16 protein-coding genes are annotated in these 22,375 nt (G+C 47.4%); 5 read left to right on the forward strand and 11 right to left on the reverse strand.

Annotated elements, in window-relative coordinates; all coding sequences use genetic code 11:
- Nucleotides 1-230 precede the first annotated feature (230 nt).
- From JGK36_RS23750 to JGK36_RS23765, 6 genes are all read right to left on the reverse strand, one after another.
- Nucleotides 231-2,846 (reverse strand): CHAT domain-containing protein, encoded by a 2,616-nt coding sequence (locus tag JGK36_RS23750; RefSeq protein ID WP_293198205.1) that lies wholly within the window; start codon nucleotides 2,844-2,846, stop codon nucleotides 231-233.
- Nucleotides 2,847-3,615: 769 nt separating this feature from the next.
- A complete protein-coding gene (locus JGK36_RS23755) occupies nucleotides 3,616-5,811 on the reverse strand; it encodes a filamentous hemagglutinin (protein WP_363319647.1) in 2,196 nt (731 codons plus the stop codon).
- A gap of 233 nt (nucleotides 5,812-6,044) precedes the next feature.
- On the reverse strand, nucleotides 6,045-6,680 hold the full coding sequence (locus JGK36_RS33970; RefSeq protein WP_367120253.1) for a filamentous hemagglutinin N-terminal domain-containing protein: 636 nt from the start codon (nucleotides 6,678-6,680) through the stop codon (nucleotides 6,045-6,047).
- A 61-nt stretch (nucleotides 6,681-6,741) separates the two neighbouring features.
- Nucleotides 6,742-8,967 (reverse strand): filamentous hemagglutinin, encoded by a 2,226-nt coding sequence (locus tag JGK36_RS23760; protein ID WP_366516595.1) that lies wholly within the window; start codon nucleotides 8,965-8,967, stop codon nucleotides 6,742-6,744.
- Nucleotides 8,968-9,164: 197 nt separating this feature from the next.
- Entirely contained in the window at nucleotides 9,165-9,602 is a 438-nt protein-coding gene (locus tag JGK36_RS33975) for a filamentous hemagglutinin N-terminal domain-containing protein (RefSeq protein WP_367120254.1), read from the reverse strand.
- Between the two features lie 52 nt (nucleotides 9,603-9,654).
- Nucleotides 9,655-10,272 (reverse strand): Uma2 family endonuclease, encoded by a 618-nt coding sequence (locus tag JGK36_RS23765; protein ID WP_293179175.1) that lies wholly within the window; start codon nucleotides 10,270-10,272, stop codon nucleotides 9,655-9,657.
- Nucleotides 10,273-10,677: 405 nt separating this feature from the next.
- On the opposite strand from JGK36_RS23765, the gene JGK36_RS23770 reads away from it, so the two are divergent.
- The 5 genes from JGK36_RS23770 to JGK36_RS23790 all read left to right on the forward strand — a co-directional run bounded on the left by JGK36_RS23770 (nucleotide 10,678) and on the right by JGK36_RS23790 (nucleotide 13,280).
- A complete protein-coding gene (locus JGK36_RS23770) occupies nucleotides 10,678-10,914 on the forward strand; it encodes a hypothetical protein (protein WP_293179178.1) in 237 nt (78 codons plus the stop codon).
- 14 nt (nucleotides 10,915-10,928) lie between these two features.
- Nucleotides 10,929-11,267, forward strand: a complete 339-nt coding sequence (locus tag JGK36_RS23775) for a DUF433 domain-containing protein (protein WP_293179181.1) — start codon at nucleotides 10,929-10,931, stop codon at nucleotides 11,265-11,267.
- Entirely contained in the window at nucleotides 11,261-11,611 is a 351-nt protein-coding gene (locus JGK36_RS23780; protein ID WP_293179184.1) for a DUF5615 family PIN-like protein, read from the forward strand. Before JGK36_RS23775 ends, JGK36_RS23780 begins: the two co-directional genes overlap by 7 nt.
- A 23-nt stretch (nucleotides 11,612-11,634) precedes the next feature.
- Nucleotides 11,635-11,850: a hypothetical protein gene (locus tag JGK36_RS23785; protein ID WP_293179187.1), complete on the forward strand. Its 216-nt coding sequence runs from the start codon at nucleotides 11,635-11,637 to the stop codon at nucleotides 11,848-11,850.
- 236 nt (nucleotides 11,851-12,086) lie between these two features.
- Nucleotides 12,087-13,280: an AIPR family protein gene (locus tag JGK36_RS23790; protein WP_293179190.1), complete on the forward strand. Its 1,194-nt coding sequence runs from the start codon at nucleotides 12,087-12,089 to the stop codon at nucleotides 13,278-13,280.
- Between the two features lie 143 nt (nucleotides 13,281-13,423).
- Here JGK36_RS23790 and JGK36_RS23795 read toward each other — a convergent pair whose 3' ends face one another.
- The 5 genes from JGK36_RS23795 to JGK36_RS23815 form a co-directional block, all read right to left on the reverse strand.
- The gene (locus JGK36_RS23795; protein ID WP_293198207.1) at nucleotides 13,424-15,430 is read right to left on the reverse strand and encodes a ShlB/FhaC/HecB family hemolysin secretion/activation protein; all 2,007 of its coding nucleotides are present in this window, start codon (nucleotides 15,428-15,430) and stop codon (nucleotides 13,424-13,426) included.
- Nucleotides 15,431-16,063: 633 nt separating this feature from the next.
- Nucleotides 16,064-17,068, reverse strand: coding sequence for a protochlorophyllide reductase (locus JGK36_RS23800; protein ID WP_293179196.1), 1,005 nt, complete (start codon nucleotides 17,066-17,068; stop codon nucleotides 16,064-16,066).
- A 474-nt stretch (nucleotides 17,069-17,542) separates the two neighbouring features.
- Complete coding sequence (locus JGK36_RS23805; RefSeq protein WP_293193697.1) at nucleotides 17,543-19,213, reverse strand: ATP-binding protein; 1,671 nt, start codon at nucleotides 19,211-19,213, stop codon at nucleotides 17,543-17,545.
- Between the two features lie 39 nt (nucleotides 19,214-19,252).
- Entirely contained in the window at nucleotides 19,253-19,711 is a 459-nt protein-coding gene (locus JGK36_RS23810; protein ID WP_293179202.1) for a response regulator, read from the reverse strand.
- 23 nt (nucleotides 19,712-19,734) lie between these two features.
- Nucleotides 19,735-22,011 (reverse strand): ATP-binding protein, encoded by a 2,277-nt coding sequence (locus JGK36_RS23815; RefSeq protein WP_293198209.1) that lies wholly within the window; start codon nucleotides 22,009-22,011, stop codon nucleotides 19,735-19,737.
- Nucleotides 22,012-22,375: the final 364 nt, after the last annotated feature.

The following is a 22,375-nucleotide window of genomic DNA, read 5'->3' on the forward strand; positions in this document are numbered from 1 at the left end:
GGTATGTTGTTGGGATGGGAGCACTCTTTGCTGAGATCTAGGAAAGAGCGCTGAAGCGCAACTACGTACCTTGGCCCAAGCACGAGCCAATCTTCGATCAATAATTTTGGTAGTTTCAGATTTCTTTTCCCGACAATAAAACCACCCAACTAAGAGGGCGGGCCAGGGGGCACCGCCCCTACAAACTGCTTTCGGAGTCAACAGTCAACAGTCAACAGCCAACTGTCAACTTATTGCCAATTCCCTACTAGCACGAAAGGCGCCCAGAAATAAGGATTTTGATACTCTTCGTTTTGCAGCAGGGTTAATTGAGCGTTGCGGAGGGCTTCAGCTTTGCTGGCTTTAGAACCACCAAGCTGGCGGTAAAACTCAGTCATAAAAATAGCGGTAGATTCGTCGTTTACTTGCCAAAGGGTGGCGACTGTGCTGCGAGCACCCGATCGAATTGCGGCGCCAGCTAAACCCAATGCGGCCCGGTTATCGCCGGAAGCAGTTTCGCAAGCACTCAACACCAAAAGCTCGATCGGCTGTTGTTTCTCCCCAGTGCGCGATCGCAAAAGTCGATCGAACTCCTTAACATTTACTTTTTGATCCCAAGTCACAATAAAAGTATCCGCCGCATTCGAGCTAAACTGACCGTGAGTTGCTAAATGGACGATCGGGTAAGACAAAGCTTTAATGCGATCGTGCAACTGCGTGCTGACAAAATCTTGATTCAGCAGCGCACTCGCCGGCATCTGGGCTGAAATTTGTTCGAGTTCCTCTTTCACCCCCGGCAAAGCCGAGAAGCCTTGACGCGATTCCGACAAGCCACCAGTTAGCACTTTTAACTTTACTTGGCTGAGCGGTTTCGGTGCCAGCAATTGCAGTCCCGGCGCCAAAGCAATACTGTATTTTTCTACCAAAAACTTTTCGCCATCGTGCAGCACTGCGATCGGCAGATTTCGCAAGTAACCATCGAGCACAAATACCAGCGTTTTAATCCCGCTGGCAGTCAAATCGGCTTCTGCGGGGCGGATTAACCAGTCGTAAACCTGTTGAATAGGTGGGAACCTGTCGCGCACAAAAGCAGAAGGCCTGATGGTATTTTTGGCTAGTTTGAAGGCTGTTTCTAACTCGGATTGAGACTTCTTAGTCGTATAGCGGCGCAGAGGCTTGCCGGGAATTGACAAAATTACCTCCAAACGATCGCTCAAAATAATTGGGTAAATCACCGCCGCCGTCGGATCGATTTCCTCGATCGACTTTGGTTTAGCATCAGCACAAGCATCCCGAAAAAAGTTATCCAATTCCGCCAACTGCAAAGATTCCACCGTTTGGCGAGCCTGTTTTAACTTATCTTGAGTGGGGGATTCATCTTGCAACAGCAGCCCGACTAATTCCCGATAAACTGGTTCGGCACTTTCCCGAAACGAAAATTGCACTTCGGGATTAACTGTTACCAAATCGCCGCGCAGAGAAGACAATACATTTACAGCTTGAGTATATTGAACGATCGCCCCTTCTGTATTCCCCTGAGCTTTCCGAATCCGTCCGAGTTGCCACAATAATTGATAGGCAATATCGGGAGATTGAAACGCCGGTGCTAAACTCAAAGCTTCAAGAGTCAAAGTTTCAGCTATAGAATGCTGTTGTTTGAGTTCGTAAACCTTGCCCCTAGCTCCTAAAATATAAGCTTGTATTCGTTTGTCGCCCAAACGGTTTGCCGATTCCCCAGCCAAGGAAAGCATTTGAGCGATATCGCTCAAACCTGGAGTACCGATTGGTAATTTATCCAATTTAATCAAGGTCTGTGCTAGATTAATTTGAGCGTAAAGCCCAGCACGATTGGAAGGGAATTGAGCGACTTGAGGTTCAAGAGAACGCCACAAAATCTGTGCTTCCGAGGCATTTTGGCTATCTGCAAACAGACTCAATTGATTCAACCTCGCCTGCATCCCGATAGTTGATTTCCCCGGCATCGCCTCTGCCGCTAGAGCATAATATTCTAAGGCGGAGCGTTCCAAATCAGTCCGCTTTTCCATACTCAAACCCGGTTTATTGCTTTTAGCCCGGGCTGTGTTTCCCAAATTCAAATAAATTGCAGCCTCTTCTTGTGGGACACCTATTTTTCGGGCTGCTTCCATTCCCGCTGACAGCAAATCCTCCGAGCGTTCCAGTTGTCCCAAAACCCGCAGCACCCTGGCTAAAGCATTAATTGCCCGAATATTTTCTAAGGAAACAGATTGATTTTTCAAACTTACTAAGCCTGCGGGCAAAACTTCACAGGTTTTGTTTTCCAGGTTCAAAGAACCTAACAATATTTTGCAAGCTCTGGGGTAAAGTCCGAGAGTTTCCCAAGCTCGACTTTGATTGATTTGAACTTGCAAAAGTTGATTTTTGCTATCAATTTGCTCAAAAAATTTAGCAGCTTGCGTCCAAATGTCGATCGCATCTTGAGTCTGCCCCCGTTCGAGTTTAATCTGTCCTTGAATGTTGAGAGTTTCCGCCCAAATCCGCTGCTGTTCGGGAGTTTTGGGTTGCGCCCGCACCACCGACAAACTCGAATTCACAGCTTGTTCTGCTTGTTCCCAAAGCGCTAATTGCCCGTAGGTTGCAGCTAAATTGCTCAAAGCCGCAGCGCGATCGAGATTTTGACCTTTTGCCTCAAATTGCGTCGCCGCTTGCTGTAACAGCGGCACAGCTTCGGAAAAACGTTCTGAAGCATACAGAGTTCGAGCTTGTCGGACAAGCTGCACCGCTGGTGGTGACCGCATCTGAGCAACTGCGGGAGGAATCGCCACCGCTAGCAGACAGGATATCAGACATAAGAGAATTGCTTGTCGGAGCGATCGGGTAAATTTCATATTCAAGCACTTGTAGGAAGACGGGGAGAGAGTGGGAGAGGGTGAAATAGGGCATTAAAATACAATAGGCTTGGGTTATAATTGTCATTGCGAGGAACGAAGCAATCCCAGAATCTATTTTTCACATTGCTTTTTCCCCCTGTACCGTCCTAAGTAAACTGTATTGGGTGATAATTGTCATTGCGAGGAACGAAGCAATCGCAGAAGGGAGCATCTCAGTTTTGTAAGAAGCATTTTTTATTTTAGTGCTGTCCCCGCTCGCGTGCTTATACACCAATACGGTTTACTTAATGCTTTTTTGTCATTGCGAACGTCCACGCGCGGCAATCGCAGCGTCTATTTTTCACCTCGTTTTTCCAACGGACTGTCTTAAGTAAACCGTATTGGCTTATACACGCACGCGAGCGGGGACGCACGCGAGCGGGGACGCACGCGAGCGGGGACGCACGCGAGCGGGGACGCTCGCACTATAGCAAAACTGAGATGCTCCCATCGCAGAATTTATTTTTCACATGGCTTTTGCTCTCTTGGCGGTCTGCTCTCAATTGTATTGCATTAAAATAGACAATTTAAATTCAGTACACCACTTACCAATCACCAATTAATCGGGTGCATCTGGTTTTTGAAGCCTGAAGAAGCATGACTGCATATAAGTTATTAGTTATAATCTTATATTCACTGCGGTCATGCTATAGCCCATACAAACATATTTGCTTGCATTGAGATGCACCCAATTAATCCGCGTTTATCCGCCGTAAAAAACATCTTGTCAGCGCGACGGACAAAGAGAATTCGATCGAGGATTGCGAGACTCAGCAGCATTACCTGGATTGTATCCAACCAGCGTCACCTCCCCTTTCTCATTCACCACCCAACCGCGCGCCGGAACTACTTCCCGAGCTTTTTTTTCCCTTTCTTCCTTCGGACTTCTATCCGTTACATCCGTTACATCCCGTACAGCGCTCGTTGCCGAACTTCCTTCTGCTTCCACCCACGGAAACGGCGTTTGTGCGCTACCAAGAAAGTCATTAGGACTCGGTGGCACTCCTCCTTTCCCCGTGACAGTAAACTCGTTATCGGCTCCTTCAACGCAGGGATTAGCAGCAATTAACGCAGCCGGATTCACCACATTTTGTGGCAACTCTACTAAACCTTGAGCGGGATTTACCCCAGAAGCAGTAAATGTTACCGCCCCTTGCAAAGCCGGGCCAGCACTTTGAGAAATCGCGGTGATGTCGCTACTTTGAAGCAGAGATGTGGGACTGACTTGCAAAGCTGCAAATTGCGCGTCACTGAGATTCAACCTGCTTCTGACTTGTTCCCGGCCAACTGCTGCAAAGCCCAAGACATTCGGGACATTAACATTGACGCGGCCGCCACCTGCGGTGCGGGCGTTGGCGGTGATGTCGCTGTTTTCTTGGGGGAGGGCGAGCAAAGTATTGCTATTAATATTGATATTGCCACCTTCAGAAGTACCCGCATCGGTGGTAATTCGACTTCCGCGGCGCAATTGGATGTCTCGTGCTTGCAGGTTAATATTTGCTCCGACACCGGATGCACTTCTACCATCAATGCTACCTTTGTTGTCAAGGCCGATCGCATTTGCGACAATATTGATATTACCAGCGCGCCCGGTTCCCAAAGCTTGCACCGTCACATTGCCTTCATTCCGGACAATCAATCGATCGACATTCAGGTTCACCGAACCTGCATTTGCCGTAGCATTGGGATTATCACCCGTCGCCTTGCCAACAGAAGCATCAATAGAACTGTTAAAACGAGGATTACCTAAACTACCATTTACTTCGACGCGATCGGCATTAATCGTAATATCCCCCACGTTTCCTTTACCCGAAGAATTAGAAGAAATGAAGCCCCCATCCCGCAGAATCAGGTTTCGCGTGTCAATGCGGATATCCCCGGCCCGGCTAGAACTAATTGTTCCAGAGGAAAAAGCACTAGCAACTTGATTCCCATTGCTCAAAACTTCAGAAATACCTGCAATTTCTACTGATTCGCTAGCCCTAACAGTTAAGTTTCCTCCTGGCCCCCCATTCGTAGAGAAGATAACTCCGCCAACCGAAACACCGCTCCCCAAGGTGAACGCGGAGCCCCCAGAAAGACTCAGCCGTTTTGTATCGATAGTGATATCTCCCGCCTTTCCGGTAGAGCCGATGGTAAGCGTGCTGATGCCGCTTGCGACAGCAGTTTGAGAAATGGTGTTCGACAATTGTACCGATTCAGCAGCTTTAATTGTTATATTTCCCGATCGGGCAGCATTGTAGCTAGTGCTGGCGAGAATAGCACCATCCCGCAGGATCAATCTTTGGACATCAACGGTGATATTTCCTGCCGCACCGGTACTCCCTTTCGTTGTTGCGTTGTTGCTCCCAGAACCCTGAATCTCAAAAGTATTCGCACGGATGCTTAAATTTCCACCATTTCCAGCACCAAAAGCTATGCCGCCAAATATTGCACCATCCCGCATCAGCAGGCGTCCAGTATCGATTTTAATGTCTCCGGCTGCTCCAGCGCCAGCAGTAGCATTAAGCAACACAAAGTTCGCAGCTAATGGGTCGATTAGTCCCGATGCCAGATATTTAATTACAATCTGTTGAAAGCCCTCAATTCCCAGCCCGCTGATTTCTATTGCATCAGCAGCACGCAAATTGATATTACCTCCAGCACCATCTCCAAAAGTGAAAGTAGACAATTGCGTCCCGTTTTGCACTTGCAACTTTTGGGTGTTTATATCAATACCTTTTCCATCAATATTCCCGAAGGTGAGCGCATATATTCGTGCAGCATTGATGCCGATATTTCCACCTTTTAGTTCTACTCTACCGCCACCTATTCCACTCGTGTTAATCAGCGTACTATTGGATATTTGAATATTGCCAAAGTTTTGAATGTTGCCATAATTTAAACTTAAACTCCCCTGCTGTGGACTCGATGTCAGTGCCAAATCTACTAAACCGGGACTGGCTACGCTACCGAGTGCAATTTGTCCGCCACTAGCAGTTAAATTGCCACCTGGGATTTGGATGTCGCCACCAATCAGTGCTAAAGTCTGACCCTTGTCTACTGCTAAGCCAACTCGATCTGTAATCGGAATCGCTACGGGAGATGTTGCTGGGAGATTGACTGTTCCTGTAGCTGTGGATTGATTGACAATTGTACCGGGATTGTCTCTAAATCTCAGACCAACTCAATACTCTCAGCAGTTGATGCGACAAATGAACCGCGCAAATCTAACCGAGCGTTGGGGCCGAAAATAAGTCCTCTGGGATTGATTAAAAATAAGTTGGCATTGCCTTGGACTCCGAGGGTTCCTAAAATATTTGAGGGTTGCCCGCCCGTGACGCGGGTGAAGATGTTAGCAATTCCGCTGGGATTTTCAAAATAAGCTCCCTCTCCACTTTTGATGTTAAATTCTCGAAAACTGTGAAATAAATTCACGCCGCGAGTGGCGCCACCAGTGATTCGCTCTGATGGTAAGTTGTTGATATTATCGGGTACAAGGCGCGAACTTTCTGCTCCCAAGCTGCTGTCGGGGACGATTTGGGCGATCGCACTTTCAGTAAACAGACACAGGTAAAAAAATGCAAATAATATCAGGTTCCGTCGATTGACCGCAACAAGTAAAGTTCGTAGTGCGGACTTTAGTCCGCTCTTATTCTGCGGACTAAAGTCCGCACTACGAACCGTTTTTCTTTTCGTAATCGACCGATCGCGATCTAAAAGGTAAATCACTCTTAAAATATAGTATTTGTCTCGGTCTTTGAGTTCATTAATTTGGCAAATCTGCCATAAGTAGAGATATTGGAAAATCATAATCAACCTTTTGTTAGCTAACATTCGGTCATAAAATTTCTAGCATTTGCCCTGTTTGTAGTTATCGAGGCTGACAAACAGAATCAGGACGCCTCGTGCGCTGTGGAAATTGACCGGCAACTTCCGCAGCCACCAGCGTAACTTCCCCTTTCTCATTCATCACCCAGCCTTGAGCAGGAACAACTTCCCGATCGGGAATTTCACCTTCTTCCCTTCTTCCCTTCTTCCTTCTTCCTTCTTCCTTCTTCCTTCTTCCTTCCTCTTCTATTTCTATCCACGGAAACGGTGTTTCTGTGCTACCCAGAGAGTCATTGGGGCTAGGAGGCACTCCCCCCCGACCAGTAACAGTAAACTCGTTATCGGCTCCTTCAATGCAGGGATTTGCCGCAATTAATGCAGCCGGATTCACCACATTTTGTGGCAATTCTACCAAACCTTGAGCGGGATTCACCCCAGAAGAACTAAAAGTAACAGTACCTTGCAAAGCCGGGCCTGCACTTTGAGAAATCGCGGCGATGTCGCTACTCTCAAGCAGAGAAGTAGGACTGACTTGCAAAGCTGCAAATTGCGCGTCACTGAGATTCAACCTGCTTCTGACTTGTTCCCGGCCGACTGCTGCAAAGCCCAAGACATTCGGGACATTAACATTGACGCGGCCGCCACCTGCGGTGCGGGCGTTGGCGGTGATGTCGCTATTTTCTTGGGGGAGGGCGACTAGAATCTGGCTGTTGAGATTGATGTTACCGCCGTCGGAATTACCTGCATCGGTAGTAATCCGGCTGCCGCGTCGCAACTCAATGCTTTTTGCTTGCAGGTTAATATTTGCACCCGTACCGGATACAGTTGTGCCGTCAATGCTGCTTTTGGCGTCAAGGGAAATTGCATCTGCGACAACATTGATATTACCAGCCCGTCCGGTTCCCCTAGCCTGCACCGTGACTGTAGCGCCATCCCGAACGATCAATTGACGGGTATTAAGATTCAATTCGCCAGCATTCGCCGTCGGGTTGGGACTATTAATCGGGAACCGGCTGCCGACAGAAGCATCAATTGAACTGACAGATAAACCGTTACTGCTGATGCCACTGACTTCAATGCGATCGGCATTAATAGTAACATCACCTCCATTTCCAGCACCAAAAGATCTCGTAGAAATTAGCCCCCCATCCCGCACCACCAACCTCGGCGTATCGACGCGGATATTCCCGCCCCGACTAGAACTCAAAGTTGCAGAACTCAGCGCACTATCAGTGCGATTCCCGCTAGTCAAAACAGGAGAAATTCCTGTAATTTCCACTGACTCGCTGGCCCTAACTGTTAAGTTTCCCGCCGCTCCGCCGTTCCTGGAAAACAGAAAGCCCACTAATATACCTGTTCCTAATGTAAAAGCAGAACCGTCAGCAAGACTCAAGCGCTTGGTATCAACCGTAATATCCCCTGCTCTGCCGCTAGAACCGATACTGAGAGTGCTGATTCCAGTTGATATAGCAGTTCTGCTACTGGAGTTGGACAGTTCTACCGATTCAGCAGCTTTTACGGTGATATTTCCCGACGGCCCGTTACTGTAACTCGTACTGCCGAGAAGGGAACCATCGCGCATAATTAACCGCCCAACATCAAGGTTGATGCTTCCTCCGGCACCGCTACTATCTTTAGCTGTGGCGTTGTTGATTCCAGAACTCGCGATTTCAAAAGTGTTGGCGCGGATATTCAGATTGCCGCCATTTCCAGCACCTAAAGTAATGCCGCTACCTACTACCCCATCGCGCATCAGCAGCCGTCCGGTATCGATGTTGACGCTTCCCCCATTTCCGGCGCCAGCAGTACCGTTAAAAAACATAAACTTAGGGTCAAAAGGGTCAACTGTTCCCGATAGGAGATATTTAATTACAATTTGTTGAAAGCTCTCAATTCCCTGCCCGCTCATTTCTACCGAATCAGCACCGCGCAAATTGATATTACCTCCAGCACCATCTCCTAAAGTGAAAGTAGACAATTGCGTGCCATTTTTTACTTGCATTTTTTGGGCGTTTATATCAATACCTTTTCCGCCAGCATTTCCGAAGGTGAACGCATATATTTGTGCAGCGTTGATACCGATATTTCCACCTGTTATTTCTACTCTACCGCCACCTGTTCCACTCGTGTTAATCAGCGTACCATTGGATATTTGAATATTGCCAAAGTTTTGAATGTTGCCATAATTTAAAGTAAGATTACCAGGCCCGGATACACCAGGGGTTAGTGCCAAATCTACTAAACCAGGACTGGCTACGCTACCGAGCAAAATTTGTCCGCCACTAGCAGTTAAATTGCCACCTGGGATTTGGATGTCGCCGCCAATCAGTGCTAAAGTTTGACCCTTGTCTACTGCTAAGCCAACTCTCTCGGTAATTGGAATCGCTACGGGAGATGTTGCTGGGAGATTGACTGTTCCTGTAGCTGTGGATTGATTGACAATTGTACCGGGATTGTCTCTAAATCTCAGACCAACTTAAATACAATACTGTCAGCCGTTGAAGCGACAAATGAACCGCGCAAATCTAATCTTGCATTGGGGCCGAAGACAATTCCTTTCGGGTTGATTAAAAATAAGTTGGCATTGCCTTGGACTCCGAGGGTTCCTAAAATATTTGAGGGTTGCCCGCCCGTGACGCGGGTGAAGATGTTAGAAACTGCGCTGGGATTTTCAAAATAAAGTCCCCGCCCTTCACCGATGTTGAAGGAGCGGAAACTGTGAAAGAGATTAGAGCCGCGAGTTGCGCCTCCTGAAATGCGATCTGAGGGTAAGTTGTTGATTGTATCCGGTACAAGGCGCGAACTTTCGGCACCTAAAGTGCTGTCGGGGATGATTTGGGCGATCGCACTTGCGGGAAATAGCAACAGGAAGGCAAACAGTAGGGAGTAATGTAAGCGAGGCATAAAAAAATTATTTTTAGGATAAAGTCGATCTGTGTAAGCTCATCTCGTTTCTCTAAAGGTTTTGCATTTGGCTGCTAATCACAATTTGCTCTACAGTGATTTCTAGTTCGGGAAAAGTTTTAGAGATAATGCGCTCATTACCTGTAAAACTTTGAACTAAATAGCGGTCATTTTCCAAAGAGTAAACAAAAACTGTGGGAATTTTGGGATTACCTAAATAAGCCCTAGAAGCGATAGCTAAATAGTCCACAATCCAATATTCACAAATACCGAGCCGTTGATACTCATCCAACTTATCAACATAGTCGTCTTCCCAGTTAGTTGAAGTTACTTCTACTGCTAATTGTATAGGTTCGGTAAGGGCTCCGTAGCCGCGGACATTGCTATTCCATACTGATGCCTTGACCACGCCGACATCAGGATTTCTGCCTTGCTCTTGCCCCCTCGCTGTTACAGTTCTGAAAACTATATCTTTGTCAACGATATAGTCAAGTTCCAAGCGCCTGATTTCATCGTTAAAGCCAAATACTAGAAATCGTGCTACATTTTTATGAGCTCTGGTTGCTTCCACTTTGACAATCTCTCCATTTACAAGTTCGTAGATGCCCGATCCGTCGGGGTACTTTTCGATAAACTCTACAAATGTTAGTTTAGTTTTTGTCTGAACCATAAGACAAGCCCTCTTGTGTTAACTAGGTTAGGATTTATATCGTTTCCGGTTCCATTATAATTATATATTTGGATCGTATCAGTGCGATCGCGATCCAAGTAGCGATCGAGACCGCCACTTAATAAAATTTGACTGTCAGCGCTAAAATGTGAGAAATTTATCAAAGGTTTTGAATGTAAGATCGTTGACCGTTGCACGATCGTGATTTAACCACAGAGAACGCAGAGAACACAGAGGGAGATAAGAGAGATGAAAAATTCTGATGCTACGGGATTTGATATAACTCAGAGGAGAAAGAGTCATGAGTTTGAATGAGTTACCGGGAACAGAGCTAATTCTACCTGGTCATGGAGAACGCAATCGTTCATACTAGATGGTAGACACCTTCAATCTTAGGAGCCGTCTATGTTGCTAGAAGAAGTCAAAGAGCAGGTCTTCAAACTGCCACCGAGCGATCGCCTTGCGTTAGTGAGCGCCATCATTGAGTCCTTGCAATATCCGCCAGTTACCAGGGGCGATCGTTCTGGTGCGATTCAGCGGATGCGAGGCTTGCTAAAGACAGACCAACCCGCACCGACAGATGAGGACGTGGCTGCAATGTTGGAAGCGCGACGAGTGGATTTGCTACTATTGGGATATTGAATTTGAAGATGCTTATGACACTGACAATCGTAGCTGAACGGGCTCCTTTAAATGCAAATGAAGATGGTGTGATTCTCGTCGGCAAAACTCGCGTTACATTAGATACTGTAATCGGTGTTTTTCAGCAGGGCGCGACCGCAGAAGAAACTGTTTATCGCTATCCGTCTCTGAATCTAGCTGACGTTTATGCCACGATCGCCTTCTATCTCAAGCACGAATCGGAAGTAGAAGCGTACTTGCAACAGCGACGGCAGCAATCGCAAGAGATTCGCACTATGAATCAAGCAAAATTCGACCCACAAGGCTTGCGCGATCGCCTGCTTGCCCGCAAAACAGCGCAAGAACCATGTTAAAATTTCTTGCTGATGAAAACTTCGACAATACGATCGTTCGAGGGTTATTTCGCCGTAACCTAAAGCTCGACATCGTTCGCGTACAAGATGTTGGGCTGTCAGGGAAAGATGATCCAACCGTCTTAGAGTGGGCAGCGCAGGAAGGGCGTATTCTGCTGACTCACGATGTCGCTACGATTACTCGCTATGCCTACGATCGAGTGAGGCAAAGTCAGCCGATGCCAGGGGTGATCGAAATTAGCACGGATGCTCCGATCGGACGAGTGATTGAGGACATTCTTGTCCTTGTAGAGTGCAGTCAGGAGGGAGAGTTGGAAGGTCAAGTTCAGTACCTCCCGTGGTGAAAGGATTAACTAGGGAAACTCAAATGGCAATTAACACTTCTTTAGAGAAACGGCTTGCAGTAGTGGAAGCAGCGATCGCCCAGTTGCAGAACCAAATTGTAGCTTCTCAACCGACGAATTGGTTGCAGCAAATTATAGGGTCTTTCAAAGATGAACCTGCCTTTGAGGAGCTACTTGCCTATGGACGAGCGATTCGCCAAGGGGATGAGTCTCTCCTCAAAGCTCAAGATGAGCTATGAAATATTTACTGGATACAGATCATCTGAGTATTCTTCAACGTCAACTGGCAAAGATGGATGCTTCGATTATATCCAGTATTGCACCCCAACTGCCATACAATTAGCTCTCTAATTTTTGTGAGTTGGCTAAAAGAGGATATTTACTAGGCTTGCCTTTTCAAAAATCTGTGCTAGATTAGTAGATAGGTTCTGTTGAACCTAATTAATCGTTCTGTTGAACAAAGGAAAAGTGAATTATGAAAGATAAGCAGCAAGTTCAATTCTCTGCCAAATCTGCCTGTCGCGTGTTTCAAGATAGCGACGATAAGCGGCAGCTTTGGTCTTTAACATTAGCAGTTAAAGATTTACCACAAGGTTTTCCTTTCGGACCAAATGCTAGGAATGCTGACCTGACTGCAAAGCCTGCAAAGGCTATGCTAGAAACCTTAAGGTTAGAACCGCAGCAGTTTATCTATAACAACAACGGAATTATGCTGGTTGTTGACTCCCTTCAAGCGAAACGAGTTGAGGGCGGAGACTTTAAAGTCCGAATCATATACAATGAGCCGAACGAAGAAACAGAAGACTTTCTGGGGCACGGTGTTCTTAATGGAGGACACACCTACAAGGCTCTGATGCACGCTCTATATGGGAAGCACAAGCGAGGAGAAAATTATCCAACTATTCACGAAGCTCATGTTCAAGTCACGGTAGCAGTTGGGGTTGATGAAGAGAATGTTGCAAGTATTAGTCGTGCCAGAAATCTATCCAAGGCAGTGCCAGATTATGCACTAAAGAATCTTGAAGGGGACTGGCAGGCAATTGAAAAGCATTTACCTCCAGAATATCGCAAAAATGTGATTTTCAAGCCAAATGAATTTGAGGATAACCCAGATAATGCTCCAAAATACACTGTCGTGGATCTTGTTCAACGACTTGCTTTGCTGAATAATGAGCTGTTTGATTTCAGAAAAGAGAGTCATCCCATAACTGCCTATACGGGCAAGGGTTCTCTTGTAAGTAAATGGAGTAACAAAAATTACGAACATATTCTCCCTTTGTTACCTGAGATTTTGTGGTTGGAGGAAAAAGTTATGGAGACTCATCAAGCTCTGAATGGGCACAGTAGCAATGGCAAAAAGATTGTCATCTCTAAAGTCAGTGGATGCAGTAATCAACCATCTACTTTGATTACAGGGCGAACCTTTAACCTTACTGTTGCACCACCGTTTGTGATGCCTGTTTTAGCAGCTTTCCGTCTTTTGATTAAAGATGGTCAGTGGATCAGTCCTGTGGAAGAATTGTGGGAGAAATATGGAATGATGCTTGTCGATCGCCTTTGGGATACATATAAAGCCGAAGCACGGTCAAGCGCGGCTTCTTTCGGTCGTTCCAAAAGTACTTGGAATACTCTCACAAATATAATTGCCATGAAATTTGTCCAAATCTAATTGAGTCTTCAGTAGAGGGCTAACAAGTCGAAGAGGCAGATGGTCAGAAGATTTTGGTAAACCCACCAAAATCTTCTTCTGTTGCTGAAGTGTTGGGCGAAGCGAAGATTAGGTTTCGATCGCACTCAACGCAACCTACAATATTAAAACGGAAAATAATTGATCCGAAAGTAGAAGCCTTTTTCCTGGAAAGTTCGATCGCCCCCTCCGACATTAATCAAAGGAAAACCATAATCTAATCGCACATTCAGCCGATCGCCCATTTGCCACACCAATCCAACACCCGCACCCAAAAGTTTGTCAGAGTCAGCATTCGCTTTTTCTCCGGAATTGTTCCAGCCTACCCCAAAATCCACAAACGGAGCGACTTGCAACAATCCTTTGACTTTCGGCACGCGCCAAACTGGGATACGCACCTCCGCAGATGCGATCGCACCGCTATCAGTTAACAACAAATCCTGCCGGTATCCGCGCACGCTTTGCACGCCGCCGATCCCGATTTGTTCGAGGGAAAGCAGCGGGCGATCGGCGAACTGAATGTCGGAACGCACTATTAGCAAGGTTTCCGGCGCTAGCAGCCTCACGTACTGCGCTTGTCCGCGCCACGCCAGGAAGCGACTGTCAGGGCCGCTATCGTTCGCAGTAGCACCCAAAAAATTGGTACCGATGGAAAACTGCGATCGCGCTGCGAGCACTTGTCGGGAATTCCGCTGCACGTATTCTTGAAAAAACCGCACCGCCGAAACCCGCGTTTCGCCGCGCTCGTTTGCTCCCGCTGACAGCGCAAATCTTTCTCCCAACAGGAATGTATCGCTTTCTTGGCGCGAAAAAGTTACTCCCACAGCCAAAGTGCGATCGGGCTTTTCGACGATCGGCTGGCGGTAAGTTAACTCGTAAGTTCGCGATTTCCCCTCAATTTCCGCAGCATCAAACGGTTCCTCGATCACGTTAGTGCTCGCAGCACTCGCAGCAAACCGAATCGTGCCGTTGCGCGCGTTGACGGGGACTGTGTAGCTGCCGTTGAATTCGTTGCTGCCGTCGGTGTTAGCGTAGGATAGCTCTAATCCGTCGCCCAAACCGAGCAAATTCGCTTGATTGATGCGCGCGCCGCGCCGAAAACTGCCCACGCTGGGCGATCGATTGTTGTCTAGAAAAACTTCGCCGCTGAAGCTGTCTGCTTCTTTAATCCGCACTTCTAAACGGCTGTTTTCCGGGCGGCTTCCAGCTTGCAATTCTGCCGAAATATTGGCAATTAAGGGGTCGAGTTGCAGCATTTGCAACGCTTCCAGCAGCCGATCGCGATTCAATGGCCGCCTGGTGACACGTTCCAAGCGCGATCGCACGTAATTGGCATTTAAACGCCTGTTTCCACTAATCTGAATTTCATCTAATCCGCCTTCGACAATCCGAATTTTCACCACACCTCCTTCTCTGGGAAATGTTTGGTTGGCGGGAATTACAGCGCCGGAATTGATGTATCCTGCTGCTACGTATTTTTGAGTCACTGCCCCTTCTGCTGCGATCAGTTCGGCAAAGGTGATGTCGCGCCCCGCAAACTGTTGCGTAACTGCTGCGAGTTCGCGATCGCTAAAAGCTGTGTTTCCCTCAAATTCAAACCGCAAAACCCGAATTGTACCCGGAATCCCCGGTCTGGAATCGCCGGGAACTGGTGTTGGGGGAGTTGGTTGGAGGGGAGACGGCGGCGGCGGTTGCGGGGCTATTGGTGCAGGCAATTCCGGCTCTCTGGGTTGAATTGGGTTGGGCAGTTGGCTCAGTTGCGAATCTCGATCGATACCTATATTTTCTTTTAGCTTTTGATCTCGGTTAGAAAGCTGAGTTTCTCGATCGTTCGTGGCGAATGTGCGATCGACAGAATTGGCAGCTTCTGGCTGTAAATCGGGAGTTTCCGCAGGTAGAATTGGTGCCAAAGTCGATCGATCGGACTCAGTGGCCGGCAAGTCTTCCCGGGTGTCAAGATTCGTGTCGTTGGTTCGTAAAGGTCGATCGGCTCCGCTGCGGACTGTTGCCAAATCCTCAACATTTGAAGTCAAAATTTCAACGTTGCTCGCGGATGTTTTCGTCGGTTTTCCCAACCAAACTAAGCCAAAGATTCCAGCAATTAAAAATAATTTTTGCGATCTACAGTTCATATGATATAATTATTATTTCGCTAGATTGGGTGAAAATATTTTAAGGAACCAGCGCACCCTAAACTAACAATTAATCTTAACCGAAAAAAAGGCAACACCGGGCACTGCCAAGAATTTCCCAACGGCTAAAAACCAAAAGGTCGATCGACCTTTTGGTTCCTCCGCCAAAACTTACGCAGCAACCGGATGCAGATCCGCAAAAATATCTTTGACAGTTGACAGTTGACAGTTGACAGTTGACAGTTGACAGCATACAGGTTGACAGTTGACTTGACGAAAGGAGGGAGACCTCTACCGGAAAGGAAGAGGAGTCGAGCAATCAATCGTCTTTTTTTAATTTCTCCCTACAAGGCTTGGGGATTTAAACCAATTTTTCCTGGTAAGGAATGAGAATTAAATAACTTAGGAGCGCGAATTAAATAACTTAGAATTTTAATTATTGTGGGATGGGCGTCCCGCCCGTCCTTTAAAGACGGGCGGGACGCCCATCCCACAAACTACAGGTTTGTAGTGAGGACTTTAGTCCGCAAGAAGAAGGACTGAAGTTCTCACTACAAACCTGTGTGCGTCAAGGTTCGTAGTGAGGACTTTAGTCCGCAAGAAGAAGGACTAAAGTCCTCACTACAAACCTAATTATGCAGGGCGGCTCGCACTAGCAGCACCCATGGGAGCTCCGTCAGTCAATCCCACCAACTTAGCGCTCAACTCCCACATCCGCTCACCTTTCTCATCATCGCGCGCCTGCGGAGAAACCTTCTGCACAAAAGACTTACCATCTTTTTTCTGACGATTTCCCCAACTCCAATAAGCCCCAGATTGCTTGTATTCTGGATCTGCAACCACCATTGCCAGCCTTTCGCCCGCCAACTCCTGCGACACATAACCGCCGGTGATATTCTTCTGAAACAGCGGGAAAAGTTTCTGAAATAAAGGATAGTGATTGCGGAAAAGTGGCGTATCCGCCACGCATCCCGGATACAGCGAAGTGAAATTAATCCCCGTCGATTCGTGAAAGCGGCGGTGCAATTCCCGCATCGTCAGCACGTTGCAAACTTTGCTATCTTTGTAAGCCTTGACAGGTTCAAACTGCTTCCCATCTACCATCGAAACCGGATCTTGGAAACCCGCTTCAAAACCCTCAAACTTGCCCAAATCAGGACGCGGCGGAATCTTTCCACCCAACTCGTCTGGATTGTGAGTCACAGTTCCCAAAATCACGATTCTCGCATCTTGATAATAGGAAGGTTTCATGCTATCCATCATCAGATTGCACAGCAGGAAATGACCGAGGTGATTGGTAGTCATCGTCAACTCGTAACCTTCAGGGCTCCGCAGCGGTTCCTTAATCAAAGGCAGATAGATAGCTGCGTTGCACACCAAAGCGTCTAGAGGCCTGCCGCTTGATTTGAATTCCCGAGCAAATCGGCGCACGCTTTCCAAATCGCCCAAGTCAATGTGCATAATCGTGAAACTACCTTGAGGTATGCCCAACTCTTGAGCGGCGTCTCCGGCTTTTCGCACGTCGCGACAGGCCATGACTACGTGCCATCCTTTGTCTGCAAGGGCTTTGGCGCCGTACAAGCCGACGCCGGAGGATGCGCCGGTGATGATAACCGTTGACTTGTGATTTTGTGCCATTTTCTTAAAAATGCTTGGCTATTGATTATTTTGGGGCATCTCAAAAGCTGAGCTAGCAGCTCGGATGTTTTCAGATGCCCTCAGGTTAATAGGATAGGCCCAAACGTTGTGAATCTCAACTTTCTAGGTTGCCGATCGACACTCCTAGCCCATTTTCGGAGATTCGGGAGATAAGTTCGTAGTGCCGACTTCAGTCGGGAGATAAGTTCGTAGTGCCGACTTCAGTCGGGAGATAAGTTCGTAGTGCCGACTTCAGTCGGAATCGGAGTGCATTTTGCGGACTTAAGTCCGCACTACGAACCGTTTTTGCGGACTTAAGTCCGCACTGCGAACATGATATATATGAGGGAATAACTTGAACGCATTGAAAGGTAAAGGTAGTCGGAAATGGTCTTGTTAAAAGTATTAGGTATGAGCTATTATTGAGAAATAAGTTATCAAGATATGCTCAATTTATGGCTGATGTTTTCATAGCTATTTGCTCAGTAAATCAGCGATCGCCCCAACCAATAGATTTGGCTCCACAGGCTTGGAAATGTGCCTCTGAAAGCCTGCTGCCAGAGCTTGTTGGTGGTTGATTTCTCCAGCATAGGCAGTCAATGCGATCGCCGGGATCAGCCCCCCCCGCTCCGGTGATAGAGAACGCACATATCCGATCAAACTGTAGCCATCGACTTCTGGCATTCCAATATCGCTCACCAAAACATCCGGCACAAACGACTCTAGGGCTACCATAAATTCAGCCGCAGATGCAACTGTCATCACCTCCGCTCCAGCCATAACCAGGAATGCGCCGATTACTTCCCGGCTGTCTGCCTCGTCATCAATTGCCAACACTCGGATGCCTCTGAGATCCTGTTCTGCTTCTAATAACTTGTCCGGATTTTCCCCTGTTTTGACGTTCAGCAGCGGCAGGCTGACTCTAAAAGTGGCTCCTTTTCCTTCCCCAAAACTGTCAGCTTTGATTGTTCCGCCGTGGGCTTCTACCAGTTGATAAACGATCGCCAGTCCCAACCCTAGCCCCCCGTGTTTGCGAGTAACAGAAGCATCTTCTTGACGGAAAGACTCAAAGATGTAGGGCAAAAAGTCTCGATTGATGCCTTTACCCGTATCTGTTACCACAATCTGCGCTTGGTTGTCTGCTGACTCTAGTCGAACGTCTATCCGTCCACCATTGGGAGTGAACTTGACAGCGTTGGAAAGCAAATTCCAGACAATTTGCTGGAGGCGAACCGCATCCCCAGACACTTGCCCGATATTGGATAGCACGTGATGAATCAGAATTGACTTGGCGGTGGCGGCAGTCTGCACTGTTTCGATCGCAGATTCAATGGTAGACAACAAATTGACAGCAGTCACATTCAAACTCAGTTTGCCGCGCAGCACGCGAGCCATATCGAGCAAGTCGTCAATTAATTGAGCCTGTGCCAGGGCATTCCGTTCGATCGTCGCTAACGCTGCTACAGTTTTGGTTTCATTCAGCCTGCCAGTTTGCAGCAACTTCGTCCAGCCTAAGATCCGGTTGAGGGGCGATCGCAACTCGTGAGAAAGCACCGCCAGAAACTCGTCTTTGATGCGGTTAACTCTTTCCGATTCGGCCAGGGCAGCTTGTTTTAATTGCAGAATGCGATCGCGTTCGATTTCCGCTTGTTTGCGATCGGTGATATCCCGCGAAGTCGATAAGATTTGTACAACTTGGCCTGCCACATCCCGGATCGGTGCTAACACGACATCCCACCATTTTGGCGTGCCTTTGGCGGTGGCACAAAAGCCCTGAAATCTAGCCACTTCTCCTGCCTTCGCCGCCGCGATCGCAGCTTCCACCTCTTCCCGAGCTTCATCTTGCCAAAAACAGAGCCATTCCGCGTTCAAATAGGGGGTGAGATCGTCGATCTCCAACAGGCACATCCCTCCTGTATTTATGTATAAAAGTCGTGCATCCAGATCCAGCACTTTGATGCAGTCGCTGCTGCTGTCTAACACCCGTTTTCTAAACTCTTCACTGTGACGCAGTGCTTCCTCGGTGTGCTTGCGATCGGTGATATCCAAATCTACGCCCGACATCCGCATCGCTTGCCCGATCGCATTATAAAACACTTTCCCCAGGCTCAGCGCCCACCTGATTCTGCCGTTGGGATAGATCACGGTTATCCTCCACAATCAAAACAGTGCGCTCAACTTGACTCATAATTGGTCTTCCTCCGGAGACTGAACAGGGAGCATCGTGATTTCAAACCAGTAGCTCAACAACGTCTGAATACTTCGCTTCAACAGCTTAAAATCCATAGGTTTGATGATATAGCTGTTCGCTCCTTGTTCGTAGCAGGCTGCGATGTCTTTGGGATTGTTAGATGTGGTGAAAACAACCACCGGAATCTTTTTCAAATTACGATCCTGTTTTATTTTATATAGTACCTCTCGCCCATCCGTTCCCGGTAAGTTGAGGTCTAGCACAATCAGTCCCGGACGCGGAGCAGTGTTAGGATTGGTGTAGGGTTCGGTGCGGTAGAGAAACGCCAGGGCCCGATCGCCATTAGTGCAGCGATAGACGGGGATTTGCGAAAAAGATGGGTGTAGGTAACGTTGGAACGCTTCAAAGTCTTCGTCGCTGTCTTCAACGATCAGCAAGGGAGGGAGTTGCATAGCACGCATCGCTGAATATCCGGTCATGGTTTGACCGCTGCTGACAATGTGAAGTAAAACGTGCTGCCCTCACCGGGCGTCGATTCTACCCAAATTTTTCCCCCGTGTCGATCGACAATTTTTTGGACGATCGTCAAACCTGCCCCTGTACCGCCACCATATTCGTCTTGTGCGTGGAGTCGCTTGAATATCTGAAAAACTCGCTCCAAATGCTTTTGGGGGATGCCAATGCCGTTATCTCGCACATAAAAGGTATATAAACTCGGGTCTTTACTGCTCGCGGATTCTGATTCGATCAAACCAATTTCCACCCATTTCTCGGTTTTATTATTATATTTAATCGCGTTACTAATCAGGTTGGTGAATAACTCGCTGATTTGAGTGCGATCGCAGGCAATTGTCGGCAACGATTTAGTGCGAAACTCGATCGCTTGCGGAGGCCCGCCGATCTTTAAAATGTCGATCGACTGTCGCACTAAATCGTTGAGATTTGTGGGTTGGCGCGAAAGTTCGGTGCGTCCCAGCCGAGAATAGTGTAGCAGAGAGTTAATCAGATCTTCCATGCGTTGGGTTAGGCGCACCAGCGTTTGCAATTTAGCGATGCCATCCTCGTGCAACACCTCCCCGTAATCTTCTATCAAGAAATTGGAATAGTTATGAATGCCGCGCAGCGGTTCTTTGAGATCGTGGGATGCGACGTAAGCGAAGGCATCTAGTTCAGTGTTACTGCGTTCCAATTCTAGATTAATCTTTGCCATTTCATCTGCCTGACTGAGGATAATCCCGACGATCAGGCTGCACAGTTCGGTGGCGACTTCGATCTCGCAGGACTTCCAAGGTAACGAGCAGCCCTGCACCGTTTGTTGCCAGAGTTCAAAGGATTTGCGAGGAGACAACCGCATCTCGCGATCGATTGTGACTTCGACAGGTTTGTTCGGGTTGCCGCCCCAGTTGACTGTTTGAATCACTTCTGGACGGAACCAGAGTATATAATTTTTGTTGACTTTGGAAATTTCTAATGCTAACAGTCCACTCGCAACGCTCTTAAATGACTCTGCGGTTGGATAAATTTCAGATAGCGATCGGGTTTGAAACAGGTTGTGTTGAATTTGGCTTTTAATCCATTCCCGCAGGGCAGGAATTTCAGCTTCTGGCGGCGTTTCACCAATACAAATAACTTGTTCTCCCGCGCAAACCGCCACTCCCGTCGCACCCACCAGATCTAGCAGGTTCGAGTTGAGTTGAACTAATCCATCCCAGAAGCTTTTTGACTGAGATAGCGATTCTACAAACTTGCTTTGGAGCGACTTCAATGTCATTTTGTAGTCTAAGTCTTCACGATCTTGTTTGTTTGCAAGTTCGATCGACATTACCTGCCCCACAAACTCGCACATGGTTCGCACGCTATAGGGCACATAGTTCGGCGTCGAATGATGGCAAGCAATCAGCCCCCATAGTTTTTGGTCTTGGATCAGTGAAATAGACATGGAGGCTGATACACCCATATTCTTGAGGTATTCCAAGTGTACGGGAGACACGCTCCGCAGCACCGATAAACTCAAATCCGTCGGGCGCGAGTCTAAGGGATTGTGCGCTGGCACTAACGCCACAGGCTCATAGGAGGAGTCTGGAATTAACCGCAGCCAGTTGAGGGTATAAAGCTGTCTCGCTTGCTGGGGAATGTCGCTGGGCGGATAGTGCAAGCCCAGATAAGGCGTTAGCGTTTCTACCCGATCTTCTGCAATCACCCGTCCGGATCCTGCGGCATCAAATTGATATACCATAACGCGATCGAATCCAGTGATTTTTCGCACTTCTTTAACTACAACCTCGCACATTTCCAGCAAGGTTGGAGCCTTTTGAATTTTAGTAATCGTTCCTTTTAATCGCTGGTAAAAATGGAAGAAGTCTGTTTTTTGTCTTTTCTTTTTTGGTTCCAATTCTAAAAAAATTATGGTATTGCAGCGATGAACAATGCCATCAAAATGAAGTAATTTTGTTTGAGCTTTTAGAGAAATATCTAACGGATTCACATACTCAAAGTCTTCGCTTAAGCACTGCCGAATTGCATTAATCTGCTGAGGAGCGAGTAAGTTTAATAGCGGTTTGCCCAACAGATCTTGGGGCTGTTGACCTAGCAAAGCCAACGCGTTATTGCTGACCTGGACAATCTTCAAGTCAGGCTCCTGCAAAACCAACAGCACCCCGTGGGGCTGAATCAGCCCTGGAATTTGAATCGGTTCGCGATCGCAGTTGGTTAAATCGACAGTTTGGCTTAAATCAACAACCTGGTTTATCATAAATAGTCCGCGAAACTCCGGCTAAAAAAAATATTTGTGTTCAGGAAAGCACTTATCTAGTAGCTGTAGGGTGCGTCGCCCTTCAAACTTATAAATCAATACAGTTCACTTAACACTTTTTATACCCCGGAGATCCCCCTAAATCCCCCTTAAGAAGGGGGACTTTGAGAGCATTCTTGTCCCCCCCTTGGTTCGGGGGGTTAGGGGGGATCTCTCTTAAGTGAACCGTATTGACTTATAAATAAAAATCGATCGTCTCACATCGACGCACCTGGTTTCTGCCATGATTATTGTTAACAAACCTAACAATTATGTTGTGCCAATGGTTTTTATAAATAGTATAAAGCACTTCTCTAGGGAGCAT

This window comes from Microcoleus sp. PH2017_35_SFW_U_B (genome assembly GCF_020737865.1).
Classification (GTDB): Bacteria; Cyanobacteriota; Cyanobacteriia; order Cyanobacteriales; family Microcoleaceae; genus Microcoleus.